This is a genomic window from Agrobacterium sp. 22-214-1 (assembly GCF_053522465.1).
This window is the reverse complement of record NZ_JBNWCK010000006.1, coordinates 217940-235059: the sequence shown is the minus strand read 5'-3', so window position 1 is coordinate 235059 and position 17120 is coordinate 217940. Positions and strand designations below refer to the sequence as shown.

The 17120-nt window shown below is 62.0% G+C and carries 20 protein-coding genes; 12 read left to right on the top strand and 8 right to left on the bottom strand.

All coding sequences use genetic code 11. The features are described 5' to 3' along the window. Window positions 1-5: 5 nt before the first annotated feature. The 5 genes from ACQZ5G_RS20565 to ubiT form a co-directional block, all read right to left on the bottom strand. Window positions 6-989 (bottom strand): ABC transporter substrate-binding protein, encoded by a 984-nt coding sequence (locus ACQZ5G_RS20565; RefSeq protein WP_448738624.1) that lies wholly within the window; start codon window positions 987-989, stop codon window positions 6-8. Between the two features lie 149 nt (window positions 990-1138). Then, window positions 1139-1522 carry a hypothetical protein gene (locus tag ACQZ5G_RS20560; RefSeq protein ID WP_448738625.1) on the bottom strand — a complete coding sequence of 128 codons (384 nt, stop codon included), beginning with the start codon at window positions 1520-1522 and terminating at the stop codon, window positions 1139-1141. Further along, window positions 1519-2457, bottom strand: a complete 939-nt coding sequence (gene ubiV / locus ACQZ5G_RS20555) for a ubiquinone anaerobic biosynthesis protein UbiV (RefSeq protein WP_448738626.1) — start codon at window positions 2455-2457, stop codon at window positions 1519-1521. The genes ACQZ5G_RS20560 and ubiV overlap by 4 nt, the downstream gene beginning before the upstream one ends. 5 nt (window positions 2458-2462) lie before the next feature. Continuing rightward, window positions 2463-3440 (bottom strand): ubiquinone anaerobic biosynthesis protein UbiU, encoded by a 978-nt coding sequence (gene ubiU, locus ACQZ5G_RS20550; RefSeq protein WP_448738627.1) that lies wholly within the window; start codon window positions 3438-3440, stop codon window positions 2463-2465. Continuing rightward, window positions 3431-3946 carry a ubiquinone anaerobic biosynthesis accessory factor UbiT gene (gene ubiT / locus ACQZ5G_RS20545; RefSeq protein ID WP_443407689.1) on the bottom strand — a complete coding sequence of 172 codons (516 nt, stop codon included), beginning with the start codon at window positions 3944-3946 and terminating at the stop codon, window positions 3431-3433. The genes ubiU and ubiT overlap by 10 nt, the downstream gene beginning before the upstream one ends. 148 nt (window positions 3947-4094) lie before the next feature. Here ubiT and ACQZ5G_RS20540 point away from each other — a divergent pair, with 148 nt between their 5' ends. From ACQZ5G_RS20540 to ACQZ5G_RS20530, 3 genes are read left to right on the top strand one after another with little or no spacing between them, the layout of a single operon-like run. Further along, window positions 4095-4445 carry a DUF488 domain-containing protein gene (locus tag ACQZ5G_RS20540; protein WP_448738628.1) on the top strand — a complete coding sequence of 117 codons (351 nt, stop codon included), beginning with the start codon at window positions 4095-4097 and terminating at the stop codon, window positions 4443-4445. 55 nt (window positions 4446-4500) lie between these two features. Further along, window positions 4501-6015 (top strand): UbiD family decarboxylase, encoded by a 1515-nt coding sequence (locus ACQZ5G_RS20535; RefSeq protein ID WP_448738629.1) that lies wholly within the window; start codon window positions 4501-4503, stop codon window positions 6013-6015. Then, window positions 6012-6602 carry a UbiX family flavin prenyltransferase gene (locus ACQZ5G_RS20530; protein ID WP_448738630.1) on the top strand — a complete coding sequence of 197 codons (591 nt, stop codon included), beginning with the start codon at window positions 6012-6014 and terminating at the stop codon, window positions 6600-6602. The genes ACQZ5G_RS20535 and ACQZ5G_RS20530 overlap by 4 nt, the downstream gene beginning before the upstream one ends. A gap of 4 nt (window positions 6603-6606) precedes the next feature. Here ACQZ5G_RS20530 and ACQZ5G_RS20525 read toward each other — a convergent pair whose 3' ends face one another. Further along, window positions 6607-7284 carry an NnrU family protein gene (locus ACQZ5G_RS20525; RefSeq protein ID WP_448738631.1) on the bottom strand — a complete coding sequence of 226 codons (678 nt, stop codon included), beginning with the start codon at window positions 7282-7284 and terminating at the stop codon, window positions 6607-6609. A 12-nt stretch (window positions 7285-7296) separates the two neighbouring features. Continuing rightward, a complete protein-coding gene (locus ACQZ5G_RS20520; RefSeq protein ID WP_003504656.1) occupies window positions 7297-7452 on the bottom strand; it encodes a hypothetical protein in 156 nt (51 codons plus the stop codon). Window positions 7453-7589: 137 nt separating this feature from the next. Between ACQZ5G_RS20520 and ACQZ5G_RS20515 the strand changes: the two genes are divergently transcribed. The 8 genes from ACQZ5G_RS20515 to ACQZ5G_RS20480 all read left to right on the top strand — a co-directional run bounded on the left by ACQZ5G_RS20515 (window position 7590) and on the right by ACQZ5G_RS20480 (window position 14318). Continuing rightward, window positions 7590-8123: a cytochrome c oxidase subunit 3 gene (locus tag ACQZ5G_RS20515; RefSeq protein ID WP_003520965.1), complete on the top strand. Its 534-nt coding sequence runs from the start codon at window positions 7590-7592 to the stop codon at window positions 8121-8123. A gap of 4 nt (window positions 8124-8127) precedes the next feature. Further along, window positions 8128-8418: a hypothetical protein gene (locus tag ACQZ5G_RS20510; RefSeq protein ID WP_448738632.1), complete on the top strand. Its 291-nt coding sequence runs from the start codon at window positions 8128-8130 to the stop codon at window positions 8416-8418. Window positions 8419-8584: 166 nt separating this feature from the next. After that, on the top strand, window positions 8585-9037 hold the full coding sequence (locus ACQZ5G_RS20505) for a c-type cytochrome (protein WP_003520968.1): 453 nt from the start codon (window positions 8585-8587) through the stop codon (window positions 9035-9037). 24 nt (window positions 9038-9061) lie between these two features. Beyond that, window positions 9062-10408: a cbb3-type cytochrome c oxidase subunit I gene (locus ACQZ5G_RS20500; RefSeq protein WP_448738633.1), complete on the top strand. Its 1347-nt coding sequence runs from the start codon at window positions 9062-9064 to the stop codon at window positions 10406-10408. 66 nt (window positions 10409-10474) lie between these two features. Next, window positions 10475-11287 carry a CbbQ/NirQ/NorQ/GpvN family protein gene (locus ACQZ5G_RS20495; protein WP_003520971.1) on the top strand — a complete coding sequence of 271 codons (813 nt, stop codon included), beginning with the start codon at window positions 10475-10477 and terminating at the stop codon, window positions 11285-11287. Window positions 11288-11355: 68 nt separating this feature from the next. Then, window positions 11356-13254, top strand: a complete 1899-nt coding sequence (locus ACQZ5G_RS20490; RefSeq protein ID WP_448738634.1) for a VWA domain-containing protein — start codon at window positions 11356-11358, stop codon at window positions 13252-13254. Between the two features lie 146 nt (window positions 13255-13400). After that, the gene (locus ACQZ5G_RS20485; protein WP_448738635.1) at window positions 13401-13706 is read left to right on the top strand and encodes a DUF2249 domain-containing protein; all 306 of its coding nucleotides are present in this window, start codon (window positions 13401-13403) and stop codon (window positions 13704-13706) included. 78 nt (window positions 13707-13784) lie between these two features. Further along, entirely contained in the window at window positions 13785-14318 is a 534-nt protein-coding gene (locus ACQZ5G_RS20480; protein ID WP_448738636.1) for a DUF2249 domain-containing protein, read from the top strand. 81 nt (window positions 14319-14399) lie between these two features. On the opposite strand, the gene ACQZ5G_RS20475 is transcribed toward ACQZ5G_RS20480, so the two are convergent. Beyond that, complete coding sequence (locus tag ACQZ5G_RS20475; RefSeq protein WP_448738637.1) at window positions 14400-15632, bottom strand: NnrS family protein; 1233 nt, start codon at window positions 15630-15632, stop codon at window positions 14400-14402. A gap of 236 nt (window positions 15633-15868) precedes the next feature. Between ACQZ5G_RS20475 and nirK the strand changes: the two genes are divergently transcribed. Beyond that, window positions 15869-17011 carry a copper-containing nitrite reductase gene (gene nirK, locus ACQZ5G_RS20470; protein ID WP_065655301.1) on the top strand — a complete coding sequence of 381 codons (1143 nt, stop codon included), beginning with the start codon at window positions 15869-15871 and terminating at the stop codon, window positions 17009-17011. Window positions 17012-17120 lie beyond the last annotated feature (109 nt).

The following is a 17120-nucleotide window of genomic DNA, read 5'->3' as shown; positions in this document are numbered from 1 at the left end:
GCCTGCTACACCAGATAAAACCCGTCATCCGGCCGCCGGCCGCCGATGATTGCCGGGTCGGCCTTGGCAAGCTCATCGTAGAAAGCCTCGAGATCGGCGCGCGCAGCGCTCGCCTTCAGGGCGCACAGATGACTTGTCGGGAAGGAGGCAGCGATGATTTCCGGCGGAAAACCCAAGGCATCGGCGGCCGCAGCGGCCGCCATCTTCGGATCGGCCGCAGCGCTGGCAAGCGCCGTCTCCATGGCGCCCTGCAAAGCCTCGATGCCGGCCCTGCCTAGTTTTTGCTGGACCGGCGATGTCAAGGCGAGGCCAGCCTGCGGAATTTCAGCCTTGCCCGCCACCTTCGCCCATTCCCGCTGGATATCGATGGTGCGATGGACGGTCATGAAAAAAGACTTCGCCTTGATGAGCACGGCGGTCGCGGCCGGCTCGCTCAGCAGGGCGGCATCCACCCGGCCCGTCAGCAGCAATTGCACGGCTTCCGGCGGCGAAGCGGCATATTCCAGCGTGATGTCGCCGGGCTTCAGGCCGTTTTCGGCAACAAGGCGGCGCAGCACGAAATCGGGCATGTCGTTCTTGAACGGCAAAGCGAGGGTCTTGCCGGAAAGGCTCTGCAGGGAGTTCAACGTCCCGTCTTTCGAAACGATATAGAGCAGGCCCGTGGTCAGCACGTTCAACAGCCCGAGGCCGAGACCGCGATTGTGGAGATTGGCGACGCCGTAGCTCGGCATCACCACCGCCCCCATGGAGCCGGAGGCGACGGCGGCGCGCATTTCATCCGGCGTTTTCCAGGCTTTGAAGACCGCTCCGGGTGCGACATCCTTCAGGAACCCACCCTTTACCGCATGGGCCAGCACGGCGGAGGGCGCGGCCGGAGGGCCATAAAAGGTGAGCGGCGCTTCCGCCTTCGCAACATGTGGTACGGCAAGTGTCGCGACCGCGAGCCCGGAAAAGGCTGAAAGAGCCTGACGACGGGTGAGATGGGCCATGGTCCTGATCCTTTCGCGCCGGAAGCGCCATGATGCGCGTGACGCCCGCTCAGACCTGTCTTCCGGTCCCGTCGCGTCACCACCCCGGAAATGACATTTTGCAAGCGCCTGCTCTTTGCGCAGGATCAAACAGGGCCGAAAACAGGGATTTATTCACCCTTCTTGAGTGAAAGCGCGTCCCGCAGGAGTCGCGAGCCCTCCTGAGCGGCGGCGGCGATATCGAGAAACATCAGGCTTGCGGTTTCAACCACACCTTCATCCACCTTGTCGTCTTCGGCGAAATCGCAGAGCATCTCGGTCAGGAGCGCGATCTTGCGCCGCTCCTCGCGGGCGGCGGCCAGAAGCTTGACGATATTGCGCTGGCGCTCGAAATCCTCGAGTTCGCGCAGCGCCTCGTGCACCCTGTCGCGGCAGCCGCAATCAAGCGCGCTCTGCAAGACAATGTCGCGCACCAGATGGATTGCCGCCGCGATATCCGCTCCGCCCGGTGCCGCTGCGGGCAGCGTTTGCTCACTTTGCCCGTTCGTCGTCATGCATTCACCCCATGCGCCGTGTTGCGGGCACGGGCGATCCAGGCCGCCCCTTCCTGCCCGTGGTGAAAACCATTGGAAAAGGGCACGTCCGGATAGATTTGCTCGAGACGTGCAAGACCGTCCTCCGCCTCCCGCCTGCCGGCCAGAACATCATCATGGATTTGCGCCACCGCGACCATGTCGCAGTCCTGCGGCGACAGCCGGAAGCGGGAAATGCCGGCAGAGGCCAGATCCTCCAATTCGCCAAGCAGCGACTGGCAGGTGTGCGACACTGTCTGCACGCCGTTCAGCGCCAGAAACGACTGCCGGTCGAGCGTGCGTACCGGCAATCCATCCGGATCGTCCCCGCAGACGAACTGGCAATTATCCTTGATATTGCCCTTGGCGCGGGCATGGGCGCAGCGCGCCGAAATGGCGAGCGGCAGGCGGCCGAAGGCGAAGATTTCGTAGTCCACATCAGGCGCCTCCGCCACGATGCGCTCCACCGAGGTCATCGGCAGTTCCGGCGGCAGGCATATGGCGCTCGCGCCGCGAGACGACAGCAACCGCGCGGTCGCGGCATTATAAACATTCACCATCGGCCCGACGACATGTTGCATGCCGTGCAGCATGCCTAGCGCGGAAAGATCGTTCGCCTCGACCGGATAGGGACTGTCGGCGATCAGGCCGCGCAGGTGGCGGCTTTCCCGCTCCAGCGTCACCAGCGAAAGCGTCGAGAGGATCACCTGTTTTCCCGCACTCTCCAGCCGCTCGATCACCTCCGCCAGATGTGGCTCGGTGAAATGAAACCGTTTGGAGCAGACGGTTTCACCAAGATAGACATGGCTGACGGGCGCTTCATCGGCGATACGGAAATAGAAATCGCGCCATTTCTCCCCCTGCCAGAGATAGAGGACCGGGCCGAGGGCCAATGTGGCTTTTGCGGGTTTTGCCATCGCCGTCATCTCCAGCGTTTCTCATAAGCACCGACGGTGGTGCGCTGCCCTTCGCTCAGGAGCCGGAGGCGGGAAAGCAGTCTGCCGCGCTCCTCAGCACCGGCGGCAAGCGCCCGGTGCAGGGTGGAAACCACTTCCGCCACATAGGCCTTGCCGCGCTGGCGGCCCTCGATCTTCAGCGCGCTGACGCCCGCCTCGCGCAAGGCATCGATCTGGTCCATCACGTCAAGCGACACCGGATCCTCGAAGGCATAGGACCTGTCATCCGCGATCTCGAAACGGCCCTTGCACAGCGTGGGGTAACCGGCCGCCTCGCCGGCCGGAAAACGGTTGATGGTGTATTCGCCGAGTTCCGATACCAGCTCCTGCCCGTCCTGCCGGTAACGCACATGGCTGGCCGGTGAGCAGACGCCGTTCATGTTGGGTGACTTGCCTGTGGCGTAGGAGGATAGCGAGCAGCGCCCCTCCGCCATGACGCAGAGACCGCCGAACACGAAGATTTCGATCTCGCAGCGGATTTGCCGCGCCAGCCGGGCGATGTCGGCAATGGTCAGCGTGCGCGGCAGCACCACACGTTTCGCGCCGAAGGCATCGACGAGGAAATTCACAGCGTCCGCATTGGAGGCGGAGGCCTGCACGGAGACGTGGATACGCTGCTGCGGATGATGTTCCGCCACATGCGCCATCAGACCGAAATCGGCAAGGATAAGCGCATCCGCCCCCGCCTTCACGGCATCGGCCGCACCGCGATACCAGATATCCTCACTACCGGCGCGCATGAAGGTGTTGAGCGCCACGAAGGTCTGGACACCGCGCTTTTTCGCGTAAACGATGGCCTCGGCGAGCTCCTCGCGGGAAAAATTAAGGCCGGGGAAATTGCGGGCATTGGTTTCATCCCGAAAACCGCAATAGACCGCATCCGCCCCGGCATCCACGGCCTCGCGGAAGGCGGCAGGCGTTCCCGCAGGACAGATCAGTTCCATGCCTCACCTCCCCGTGTTTCGGATAGAACATGGCCGCGCAGGCGGTTCGCAAGACCCGTTACCATTGGCGCGAAAGGTCCGGCAAATGCACCGAGATCGCGCGGCAGATCGATACCGCTGTCATCGAGCGCATTGCGCAGCGCCAGCATCGCCTCCATATCGCCGGTGACGCTGAGATCGCGCGAGAAGAACAGCGCATCGGCATCCTGCCGCCCCTCCATCAACGCAAGCAGCATGAAGAGCGGTCCCTCGACCGCCGCATCCGTCTTGGGCAGGCGGGCCTTGCGGCTGACGGTGATGGCGGGACCTGCCGGCTCGACCAAGAAGGCAAAGGGGAGATCGACGGGCAGAAAGGCGTAGCGCTTGCCACGATGTTCGCCGAGCCGGACGAACATATCCGGATGCCGCTTCATGATCTGCGCCAGCATCGCCGCCGTCGCTCGCTGCACCACGGCAATGGGCAGGAAATTCATGGGGCGGGCGATGGCAGCGGGAAATGGTCTCATGAAAGGTCCTGTCGGCTCAGTTGGGGCGGCAACCTAACCGCAGCGCGCGGATGGCGGTTTGAGCGAACGCAAAGACAGGGAAATTTTCGGGTGCGCCTTCACAAAAGCCGCTATAAATCATTCACTTGCCAAGCTAGGGAGGCCGCCCGTGTCCGATTTAAGGGTCAAAAGGATTTACGAACCCGCCAGCGACGATGACGGCGCGCGCATTCTGGTAGACCGGCTGTGGCCGCGCGGCATGAGCAAGGAAAACGCAAAGCTCTCCCTGTGGATGAAGGAAATCGCGCCCAGCAACGAATTGCGCAAGAACTTCTCCCATATGCCGTCCCGCTTTGAGGAATTCACCCGGCATTATCATGAGGAGCTGGCCGCCAATCCCGATGCCGTGGCGCACATGAAGGAGCTGATGGCGAAGGGCCGGGTCACGCTGCTTTATGCCGCCCACGATACCGAACACAACCACGCCCTGGTTCTCGCCGAATATCTTCGTTCGCACTGAGCCGCATTTGCGGCAGCGCAAGGACATGCCGCACTGGCGCCTGCAAACAGGCGGCATGAGAGACGAAGCAACAGAAACGAGACCCGTCCGCACCGCCGATCTGCACGGTTTCATCCGGCTGCTGGAGGAGCGTGGGCAGCTGCGGCGAATTCGCCAACCGGTATCGCTGGTGCATGAAATCACCGAAATCCACCGCCGCGTGCTCGCCGATGGCGGGCCGGCACTGCTGTTCGAGCGACCTGTCGACCATGAAGGCAAGGTGCGGGACATGCCGCTGCTTGCCAATCTTTTCGGCACGCGGCAGCGCATCGAATGGGGGCTGGGGCTTGAGACCGGCGACCTGCCTGCACTTGGACGAAAGCTCGCCGAATTGCGCGAGCCGCAGCCGCCGAAATCCATGGCCGATGCATGGGGTAAGCTGCCTTTGCTGAAGGCCGCACTATCCATGCGGCCACGCAACGTCTCGCGCGCGCCGGTGCAGGAAAAGGTAGTGACGGGTGATGCGGTCGATCTTGCCTGCCTGCCGGTGCAATGGTGCTGGCCGGGCGAGCCGGCCCCGCTCATCACATGGCCGCTGGTTATCACCCGTTCGCCTGACGATCCCGACGATATCAATGTCGGCATCTACCGCATGCAGGTGTTGGGACCGGACAGGGTGATCATGCGCTGGCTGGCGCATCGCGGCGGGGCGCATCACCACCGGCTGTGGCAGGCGCGCGGGCTGGATATGCCCGTAACAGTCGCCATCGGCACTGATCCCGCCACCATTCTTTCCGCCGTCATGCCGCTTCCCGAACATATCAGCGAGCTTGGTTTTTCCGGCCTGCTGCGCGGCTCGAAAAGCCGCATCGCAAAGGCATTGACGGTGCCAATGCCGGTGCCCGCCAATGCCGAGATCGTGCTGGAAGGTACTGTTTCGGCCACAGAAACGGCAATGGAAGGCCCCTATGGCGACCACACCGGCTACTATAATTCGGTCGAAGCCTTTCCGATCATGACGTTGTCGGCCATCACCATGCGCCGCGACCCGATCTATCTTTCCACCTATACCGGCCGGCCGCCGGATGAGCCCTCGGTTCTCGGCGAAGCCATGCTCGAGATTTTCCTGCCGCTCGTGAAGAGGCAGTTTGCGGAAATCGTCGATCTGTGGATGCCGCCGGAGGCCTGTTCCTACCGCGTCATGGTCGCCTCCATCGACAAGCGTTATCCCGGTCAGGCAAAGCGGGTGATGATGGGCCTGTGGTCGATGCTGCCGCAGTTCAGCTATGTGAAGCTCATCATTCTGGTCGATCCCGATATTGATGTCCGCAGCTGGGCGGATGTCGTCTGGGCGCTTTCCACCCGTTTCGACGCCTCGCGCGATACAACGATCATCAACGATACGCCGATCGATTATCTCGACTTCGCCTCGCCGAAAACCGGCCTCGGTGGTAAGATGGGTCTGGACGCCACCCGCAAGCTGCCGCCGGAGACGGAGCGCGAATGGGGCCGCGTGCTATCCATGACGCCTGACTTGATCGCGAAAGTGGATCTGATGTGGCGCGATCTCGGCCTTGGAGAACAGCCATGAGCCCGTGCCGTGTGGTGGTCGGCGTCACCGGTGCCTCGGGTGCCGGAATAGCGCTGCGCATCGTCGAGCGCCTCGCCGCGATGGAAAGCGTCGAAATCCATCTCGTCCTGTCGCAATCCGCCAGACGCACCGTGTTGCATGAGGAAGGTGCTGAAGCCATGGGACGGATGTTTTCGCTCGCCAGCGTCAATCATGCCGTCGACGATATCGGCGCGGCAATTGCCAGCGGCTCTTTCCTGACGGCCGGCATGATCGTCGCCCCCTGCTCGATGCGGACGCTCGCGGCCATTGCAACCGGGCTTTCGGACAATCTCCTTACCCGCGCCGCCGATGTGCATCTGAAGGAGCGCCGGAAACTTGTGCTGATGGCGCGCGAGACGCCGCTGCATCTTATCCATCTGCGCAACATGTGCACGGTGACGGAGGCTGGCGCCATCGTCATGCCGCCGGTGCCGGCCTTCTACCACAGGCCGCAAAGCGTCGACGATATTGTCGACCAGCTCGCCGCCCGCGCCATCGATCAGCTCGGCATCGCTTCCGCGCCACAAGCGCCGATATGGCAGCCGCATATGGTGAAGGCGCCCTAAGCGATCAGAGATAGGCCATGGGGTCCGCGCCGAAAAGCATGGCATGGCCGCCGGCCAGCAGCCACCACGCCGTCAACCCCATCAGCGCCGCGGCAAGCAGCATCGGCCCATCGACGGCGATGCGGGTTTTGCCTGTGAGAGCCGCCGCGAAGGGAATCGTAGCGCTTCCGGCAGCCGCCAAGTTCCACGCATTCCCCAGCCTTTTCCGGGCGCGTTTCTCGGTCATGGCCATTCCGCCGAGCGAAAACAGCGCAAAGCCGCCGAACAGGATGACGGAGCGCAGATCGCCATTCGGCACGACATGGCCAAGCGACCAGAACAGAAAACCGATAAGCACCGGATGGCGGGTGATGCGGACAATGGCCCCCGGCTCCTGCCCTTGCCGCACGGAAATGGAAAGCGGATTGGCGCTGAGAAGGCCGGCCAGCACGAAAAACAGGCCAATCGGCGCTGCCAGAAAGGTGACATGCGCCTGCCAGGGCGCGACATCCCAAAGCGGAATATAATCGACCGACAGCGCGGCATAAAACACCCAGCCCAGCGTCAGAAGCGAGACGACGGAATAAGCCCCGAAATAGGCGGGCCGGCCGATCGCCGCAATCAACCGGCCGCGCACGGCAGGGACGGCGGGAATGGAATGCAGCGCCACGAAAAGCGAAAGAGCGGCGACAAGTTCAAGCATGCGACTGTCTTCTCATTGGTTCAGGAACAGCACCGACGCGATCGCCACGGAGGCAAGCACGGCGGAAACCGCGCCCATGCGCTGCAAAACTCCCATACGGTACAACAGCACCGCAAAGCCAATGATAACAGGGGTTGCGACAATCAGCCCGACCTGCGCGTCGTTCATGGGAAGCTCCATTTTTGAGAGTTGCGCTTTGTCATGACAATAGGACTTTGCGCGCTCCCTTCTTTGACCGACCGCAAAGAAGCGGGGTTTGAGGACGCCTAAGCGTGGCTTGCTGTTTTACAATTACGGACAAGGCCATGGCGATCAATACGGAAGAGGAAAGCGGAAACCTGCTTTTGTGGATTCTGGTCTGGAGCGAACTTGCCGCTTTCGGCGCGCTGACCGGCGCCTTCATCATTGCCTTCACCCTCAATCCCGAGGCCTTCGCCGCCGCGCGCCAACATCTGCAGCCACAACTTGCCGGCCTCAACACACTGATTTTGCTGGCGAGCGGTTGGCAGGCGGCCGTTGCGGCCAGTCGCCACACCGCGCTGCCGGGCAGAAGGCGGGCGCTCGCGCTTGCCGGCCTGCTGGGTTTCGCTTTCGTCGGCGTAAAACTCTATGAATACTCCACCGAAATCGCATTCGCGTCCGATCCCGCCTATGGCGCTTTCTTTGAGCTTTATTTCCTGCTCACCGGCTTCCACCTGCTGCATGTGGTCTTCGTGGCCGTGCTGCTGTTTCTCGTCGCAGTCTTTCCCAAAAACGAGAACGTCACGCTGGTGACAACGCTGTGGCATATCATCGATCTGGTCTGGATCGTCATTTTTCCCGTTATTTATCTGGTTTGACATCATGATCCACCGCACCTCCCGCCAGCTTGCGAGAAGTTTTGCAGCACTCGCCATTCTCGTTCTCGCCGGCACAGCCGTCGTGACATCGTGGAAAGCGGCGCTTCTGCCACCGGTCGCCGCCGCCTGCCTGATGCTGCTTTTCGCGCTCATGAAATCCAGACGCGTCATCGACGATTTTCTGGGCTTTCGCGAAGAGCGTGGCCTGCTGCGCACGGCACTTCTGGCATGGCCGGCCATCTTTGCCGCCGCAGCCCTGTTGCGGGCGTTCCTGCAGGGCATTTTCTCGCTCTGAAAAAGCGGACCACACCACCTCTCCACTTGTTTGCCAAATGGCAAAGAACGCCGGCGGCCAGCGGCTAGAAAGGGGCGAGACCCGAAGCCTGCCGGCAAATTCCGGCAAGAGGGTTCGATCAAGCCAGTCCGCATAAGCGGTCTTCCGGATGGAAAGGACCATTGGCATGGCAGAACGCCTGACCAAAACAGGAGCGCGAAACGTCTTTTACGGCGGCTCCATCTTCTTCTTCGCCATATTCGTCGGGCTGACGGCCCATAGCCATTATTACATGCGCACCACCTCGACGGATGAAAGCACGCTGACCGAAAGCGTCGCGCGCGGCAAGCATGTGTGGGAGAAAAATTCCTGCATCAACTGTCACACGCTGCTCGGCGAAGGCGCCTATTTCGCGCCCGAACTCGGCAATGTCTGGAAGCGCTATGGCGGCGTGGAAGACAAGGAAGCGGCGCGCGATTCCATCAAGGCGTGGATGGCCGCCCAGCCCACCGGCATCGAAGGCCGCCGCCAGATGCCGCAGTTCAATCTCACCGAACAGGAACTCGATGATCTCGTCGACTTCCTCGAATGGACGAGCCGGATCAAGACGCAGAACTGGCCGCCGAACGATGCGGGTTGAGGCTGACGGCAAGGAGATGACGAGATGAAATACCAGACGCAAAAAGTCGCCATGCTGTATTTTTACGGCGCAATCGGGCTGTTCGTGGCGCAGATCCTGTTCGGCGTCGTCGCCGCGACGATCTACGTGCTGCCCAATACGCTTTCCGAGCTTCTGCCCTTCAACATCGTGCGCATGATCCACACCAATGCACTGGTCGTGTGGCTGTTAATGGGCTTCATGGGCTCGACCTTCTATCTTCTGCCGGAAGAAACGGAAACCGAGCTTTACAGCCCCAAACTCGCCATCGCGCAGTTCTGGATCTTCCTGGTGGCCGCCGCCGTCGCCGTGGTCGGCTATATGTTCCGCATCCATGAAGGCCGCGAATTCCTCGAACAGCCCTTCGCCATCAAGGTCGGCATCGTGCTTGTCGTTTTGATGTTCCTGTTCAACATCACCATGACGGCGCTGAAGGGCCGCAAGACCACGGTTATCAACATCCTGCTCTTCGGTCTCTGGGGTCTGGCGATCTTCTTCCTTTTCGCCTTCTACAACCCCATGAACCTCGCGCTCGACAAGATGTACTGGTGGTACGTCATCCATCTTTGGGTGGAAGGTGTGTGGGAACTGATCATGGCCTCGATCCTCGCCTTCCTGATGATCAAGCTCAACGGCATCGACCGCGAAGTGGTGGAAAAATGGCTCTATGTCATCGTCGGCCTTGCCCTCTTCTCGGGCATCCTCGGCACCGGCCACCACTATTACTGGATCGGTGCACCGGGTTACTGGCAGTGGATCGGTTCGCTGTTCTCGACGCTGGAAGTGGCCCCCTTCTTCACCATGGTCATCTTCACCTTCGTCATGACCTGGAAGGCCGGCCGCAAGCATGAGAACCGCGCAGCGCTTCTGTGGTCGATCGGCTGCTCGGTCATGGCCTTCTTCGGGGCCGGCGTCTGGGGTTTCCTGCACACGCTGTCTTCGGTGAACTATTACAGCCACGGCACGCAGCTGACAGCCGCTCACGGGCACCTCGCCTTCTTCGGCGCCTATGTGATGCTGAACCTCGCCATGATGGCCTATGCCGTGCCGGAAATGAAGAAACGTGCGCCCTACAACCAGTGGCTTTCGATGACGAGCTTCTGGGTCATGTGCACGGCCATGTCGGTGATGACCTTCGCGCTGACCTTCGCCGGCGTGGTGCAAATCCAGCTTCAGCGGGTCATGGGCGAAAGCTTCATGGATGTGCAGGACCAGCTGGCGATCTTCTACTGGATCCGCCTCGGCTCCGGTTTCGCGGTTCTCATTTCGGCGACCATGTTCATCTGGGCAATCCTGGTCCCGGGCAAAGAAAAACAGGGTGACGTTGCCCGCCTCGTGCAACCCGCCGAATGAGAAAACGGACCGGCTCTCCTTTTCCCCCGGAGAGCCGGTTCCTTATCAACAAACATGGAGATGACCATGAACACGATATTCCGCCCCGCGCCGCAGCCTCTGCCGGACACGCCGTTCTACACCCCGCTTGGCAATGAATGCACGCTGTTCGAAAGCGCCTGGGTGCGGCAATTGCCGCTGCTGCTGAAAGGCCCGACAGGTTGCGGCAAGACCCGTTTCGTCAGCCATATGGCGGCGAAACTCGGCCTGCCGCTTTCCACCGTTTCATGCCACGACGACCTCGCCGCCGCCGATCTGACCGGCCGTTACCTGCTGAAAGGCGGCGAAACCGTGTGGATGGACGGCCCGCTGACGCGATCCGTGCGCCAGGGCGGCATATGTTACCTCGATGAGATTGTGGAAGCGCGCAAGGATGTGGCTGTCGTGCTGCATCCGCTCACCGACGACCGTCGCATCCTGCCGCTGGAGCGCACCGGTGAGGTGCTGGAAGCACCCTCCGGCTTCATGCTCGTCGTTTCCTATAATCCCGGATACCAGAACCTTTTAAAAAGCCTGAAGCCCAGCACCCGCCAGCGTTTCGTCGCCATTGAATTCGATTTTCTGCCCAAGGAGCAGGAAATCGCCGTCGTTTCGCATGAAAGCGGGCTGGATGCGCGCGACGTCGAGCCGCTCGTTGATCTTGCCCACCGGCTGCGCGGCCTGAAGGGCCATGACCTTGAGGAAGGCGTCTCCACCCGTCTGCTCGTTTATTGCGCCAGCCTCATCGATACCGGCCTTCCCGCCCGTCAGGCCGTGCGCGCGACCATGATCGAACCGCTGACCGACGAGCCGGATGTGAAGGCCGCGCTGCATGAAGTCGCGGATGCGATCATTCGATAGGCGCTTTGATATCCACACCGGATTGCGCGGCCCCGCGCGTTCCGGGTCCGATGCCATGAGGATAAACCATGCTGGACTTTCTGGAACTGGAAGAAACCGTCGGCCGCGCCTGGCACAGGCTGATCGGCGAAACCGGCACATGGCCGCGCTTCCCGGATCATGCCGTGAAGCTGGAAGATATGCAGGCCGTGCTGGCCATATGTTTCCGCGGTTTTGGCGGTGAACATGCGGTGCAGATCGCGCCGGCCCGCGCCCGCACCTCCAGCCACCGGCTGAGGCTGCGCCAGCGCATGGGTCTTGGCGAAGAGAAGCTCGCCCAGCCAGGACGCGATCATGCCACGCTGATGCTGCCGCCGGTGCTCGATCTGTTTCCCGACCGGCGTCTCAACCGCGATCTTTATCTCTGGCTCGCCGCCGCCATGGCGATGATGCCGCTTGAACCAGTCATGGCCGCCGACCCGCTTCGCAACGATCTTGCCCGGCTCGACCGCGCCGCAGAACTGGCAAAAGCCGTCATCCATGCCTTCCCCGGAATGAAGGCCCGTTATCGCCGGCTTTGCGCCGCCATGCTCGCGGTGCGGCAGAAACGGCCGCTGCCGCAGGCGGAGCAGCAGGTGGAACAACGGGTGCTTTCCATGCTCGCCGATGCGGCAGGGATCGACGGCCATGCGCCACCCGCCGGCTTTCCGGCCAAGGCGCCGCCGCGCTACCTGCCGATGTTGCCGGTGCCGCTATGGCCGGACACGCTGCTGCGCGAAACATCCGAGGCCAGGCAGAGCGAAGACCAGCCGGCAGCGGGCGCCGCGCCGCAGGGCGCGGAAGCGGCCCGCCATATCGCCGTGCGCGAAAAGACCGAGAACCGCCAGACCGAACGCAGCCCCTTCATCCTCAACCGTTTCGAAAAAATCCTCGCCATGGCCGAGATGGTCAATGTCGACCGGCCGGGTGACGATAGCGACGATGCCGATGGCAGCGCGGCGGACGAGCTTGACGATATGACGCTGGGTGAAAGAAAGGGGCGTCCTTCCGCCCGCTTCCGCTTCGATCTCGACCTGCCGCCCGAAGCACTGAACCATACCGCGCTGACGGCAGAGCTCACCTATCCCGAATGGGATTATCGCAGCAGCAGCTATCTCACCGATCATTGCCGGGTCATCGCCGGTCCGGCGAAAGACGCGGAGACGGCACCGGAACCCGGCCCGGACACCAAAAGCCTCATCCGCCGGGTCAGGCGGCAATTCGAGGTGCTGCGGCCACGCCACGAGATGCTGCGCGCCCAGCTTGACGGCAACGATCTCGATCTTGACGCGGTGGTTCGCGCCAGAAGCGATATCGCCGCCGGCGGACAGGGCAGCGACCGCATTCATATGGCAAGCCGCCCACAGGCGCATGATCTTGCCGTAACAATCCTCGTCGACGTGTCGCTATCGACCGATGCGTGGTTCGACAATCGCCGGGTTCTCGATGTGGAGAAGGAAGCCTTGCTGGTGCTTGCCCACGGGCTTTCCGCCTGCGGCGACAGTCACTCCATCCTGACCTTCACCTCCCGCCGCCGTTCCTGGGTGCGGGTGGAAACGGTGAAGGATTTCGATGAGCCGATGGGCCACGCTGTCGAGCGGCGCATCGCGGCGCTGAAACCCGGCTTCTACACCCGCATCGGCCCCGCCATCCGCCACGCCAGCGCCAAGCTGCATGACAGGCCGGAGCGGCGCAAGCTGCTTCTGCTGCTGACGGACGGGAAGCCGAACGATGTCGATCATTATGAGGGCCGCTTCGCCATAGAGGACAGCCGCCGCGCGGTTTCCGAGGCGCGGCGCTCGGGCGTCAGCGTCTTCGGCGTAACGGTCGACAGCAAGGCGCAATCCTATATTCCGGCCATGTTCGGCCAGAACGGTTATGCCATCGTCAACAGGATCGCCAAGCTGCCATCGGCGCTGCCGGCGATCTATCGCAACCTTGCCGGGTGACGCATATAACGCAGACGGACCTGACGAATCTCAGGTTTGTTTGCGCAGCGACAATGTCTCCCGACCGCCCGGCAGATAGGTTTTTCCAGTCCGCCGGCCGGCCGCACCGCCGGACATCATTCCATCCGCGGCCATGGAGCCCGCCTATGTCCGAAGCCCAAACCGCAACCAATATCGATGTGCGCATCATTCCGCATGGCGAACGCCATCCGCGCATTTTTGGTGCGCTCAGCGCATTGAATGAGGGGCAATCGCTGCAGATCACCAGCGATCACGATCCCCGTCCGCTGCTTTACCAGCTCGCCACCAATTTCCCTGGCCAGTTCGGTTGGGAATATCTCGAACAGGGTCCGGAAGTCTGGCGCCTCGATATCGGCCGGCTTGAAGAACAGGCCGAAGGTTCCGAGGACGATATGTCCGGCTGCGAATGCTGCTGCGGATCCGAACATTGACCCCTGCCCCGGCCGCGTGGTGAAAAGACCTCTGGCGGCCGGCCTTTGCCGCCGCCAGCCGACAGATGAGGTGATGCAATGACGGAAATGATCAGGGAACTCGATGTCCGTCCGCTTTTGCAGAGCGGCGGCGAGCCCTTTCCGGCCATCATGGAAGCCGTGGCCGGGCTTGCTCCCGGTGAGGCGCTGCGATTATACGCCACCTTCCGGCCCGTCCCGCTGTTCAAGGTGATGGCCGAGCGCGGTTTCGACCATAAGGTCAGGGAAATCAGCGGCGGTGACTGGGAAGTGCTGTTTACGCCGCAATCCACTGAGACCGAACAGATTTCCGTGTCACCGGCGCTTGCGGGTAATGCCGAGGAGCCGCAGATATGGCCCGATCCGGTCGTCTATCTCGATCTGAGCGACGAGACGACCGAAGGCCAGGCGAGCCGCACTCTTGCCGCACTTGACCGTCTTCCGCCGGGTGCCGTGATCTTCGTGCTGATGCCGCAGGAACCGACCTTTCTTTACCCGGACCTTCTGGCCAGGGGCCACCAATGGGCCGGCAATTTCGACGAGGCGCGCACGGCGTTTCGCATCTTCATCCGCGCCGGTGCCGGCGCGCATTAAGCCAGAAATCAAATCCCCAGAAAACGAAACGCCCCGGAAATTGCTTCCGGGGCGTTTCGTTTTAGCGGCGTCGCAAGCAATCTAGGCTTTCAGCGGTTTGCGCTCGCGCATCAGGATCGGCCCATATTCAACGCAGAAGAGGCCGAAACCCACGATCCAGAAGAGCGCCGAGCAGGCATAAAGATGCATCATCGCACCGGGGAAGAACTCGGCTGCCGGTCTCAGCAGCGCGCAGGCGATCAGCGCCGCATAAGCGGCAATGGTGACCCTGCTGGCCGCGAGCTTGCGTCCGGTATGGCCAAGGCTCGCTCTCGTCATGACAGCAAGCATCATGCAGCCGATAACGCCGACGGTGAAGACATGCAGGACGGAGCGTGTGTCCATGACGTCAAGAGCCGCCAGCGCTATGGTGATGAAACCGACGGGAATGAAGGCATAGGCCACATGCAGCACCACCAGCACCTGCTCCGGCCATGTCGTCCAGCCGCGCCAGCGGATCAGACGCACGGCGTGCATGAACGCGGCCAGAAGCGCCGTTGGCACCGCCACGATGCTCTCGGGCTCTATCGTCCAGACGGCCAGCGCAACGATGCCAGTGAGGATGGCGGCGGTATCGAAGCCGTTATAGGGCACGGGGAAATCCGTGCGGCCGAAACGGTTCAGCCAGTTGCGGGTAAAACTCGGCACGATGCGGCCGCCGACGATGATGACAAGAACCGTATAGGCCGAGACCGCGAGGCGGGTTGCCATCTGGCTCAGGTCGCCTTCGATCGCCGCCACATGGAAAACGATGTTGGCGATGGAAAGCGCCAGTAGCCCGCCCAGCACTTTCAGGTCTTTCCATTTGCGCCCGGCAATGACCTCGCGCGCGCAGATCGTGAGAAGTGCCGGCAGGAAAAGCCCATCCACGGCTGCGGCGGTGACCACGCCTACCTGATCCGGCACAAGCAGGAAAAGCCGGCCGGCGCACCAGAGCGCAAACAGCCACACCAAAGGTTTGCCCGATACCGGCAGCCGCCCCGTCCAGTTCGGCACGGCCGTTAAGAGGAAGCCCGCCAGCACCGCCGAAGCGAAACCGAACAGCATCTCATGGGCATGCCAGTTCGGTGCGCCGTAATCCCCGCCGAGGTCGATGAAGCCGGAAAGGGCTGCGATCCACAACAGCATCGCCACGATGGCCCAGAGGGCGCCGCCGAGGAAAAACGGCCGGAAGCCGTAAGAAAAGATAACCGGGCCGGTGCGCGCCAGCCCTCGTGGAATGCCGCCCTTCGGCCGGCTGCGCCCTTGGGTGAGAACGGTTTCGCTGCCACTCATTATAATGCTCCTTGCTTGGTCTTGACATATGTCTAGACCCAAGCCCGTCCGGCTTCTTTGCGAACAGGCAAAGAGGCGGTGCGACGCTTCCTCACCGGCCTTCAGCCGCCTGCCAAAATGTCGCAGGGTGCCGAAAGCGAAGTTTGCTCCATCTCAAATTGTATTTCCGCCCCTCCGCTACAAATGCTGTGACAGAGCGAAACATGCTCTGCCCTAAGAGGGATAGGAGAAGAATGATGACGGAAACCTTCCACATCACACGGCGTAATATTCTCGCAGGCGCAGCATTTGCAGGGGCTATAGCTCCCGTCATCATGCCATCGGCAGCGAGCGCGGCAGAGGAAAAGAAGGCCGCAGCCAAGCCATTGACGAGCGCAGAGATTGCAGCGCTACCTCGCGTAAAAGTTGATCTCGTCAAACCGCCCTTCGTGCACGCCCACACGCAGAAAGCCGAAGGTGGACCGAAGATCGTCGAGTTCACGCTGACGATCAAAGAGCAGAAGATGATCCTCGATGACAAGGGCACCGAGGTCCACGCCATGACCTTCAACGGCTCGGTTCCCGGGCCTCTGATGGTGGTGCATCAGGACGACTATGTCGAACTGACCCTCATCAACCCCGATAGCAACGAGCTGCAGCACAATATCGATTTCCACTCGGCCACCGGCGCGCTTGGCGGCGGCGGGCTCACCATCGTCAACCCCGGTGAAAAGGCGATCCTGCGCTTCAAGGCCACCAAGGCCGGCGTCTTCGTCTATCACTGCGCACCTCCCGGCATGGTGCCCTGGCACGTCACCTCGGGCATGAATGGCGCGATCATGGTACTGCCGCGAGAGGGCCTGACGGACGGCCACGGCAAGGAGCTTGTTTATGACAAGGTCTATTATGTCGGCGAGCAGGACTTCTACATTCCCCGCGACGAGAACGGCAATTTCAAGAAATATGAAAGCGCCGGCGACGCCATGGCCGACACGCTGGAGGTGATGCGCAAGCTGACGCCGAGCCACATCGTCTTCAACGGCGCAGTCGGCGCCCTGACCGGGGAACACGCCCTTCAGGCCGCCGTTGGCGAGAAGGTGCTGATCGTCCATTCGCAGGCAAACCGCGATACCCGCCCGCACCTCATCGGCGGCCACGGCGATTATGTCTGGGCGACGGGCAAGTTCCGCAACCCGCCGGATCTCGACCAGGAAACCTGGTTCATTCCCGGCGGCACGGCGGGCGCGGCCTTCTATACCTTCGAGCAGCCCGGCATCTACGCTTATGTCAACCACAACCTCATTGAAGCTTTCGAGCTAGGCGCGGCCGCGCACTTCAAGGTGACGGGTGAGTGGAACAACAACCTGATGCAGGCGGTGCTCGCCCCCTCGAGCATCTGACACAAACGGGAGCGCGCCGCCGCCAGCGGTCGCGGCGCGCTCCCCCTTCTGCTATGCGGCCTGAAAGCAGGTCCGAACTTTAGCGTCTTCTTGACGCAGGCAGGTTCCC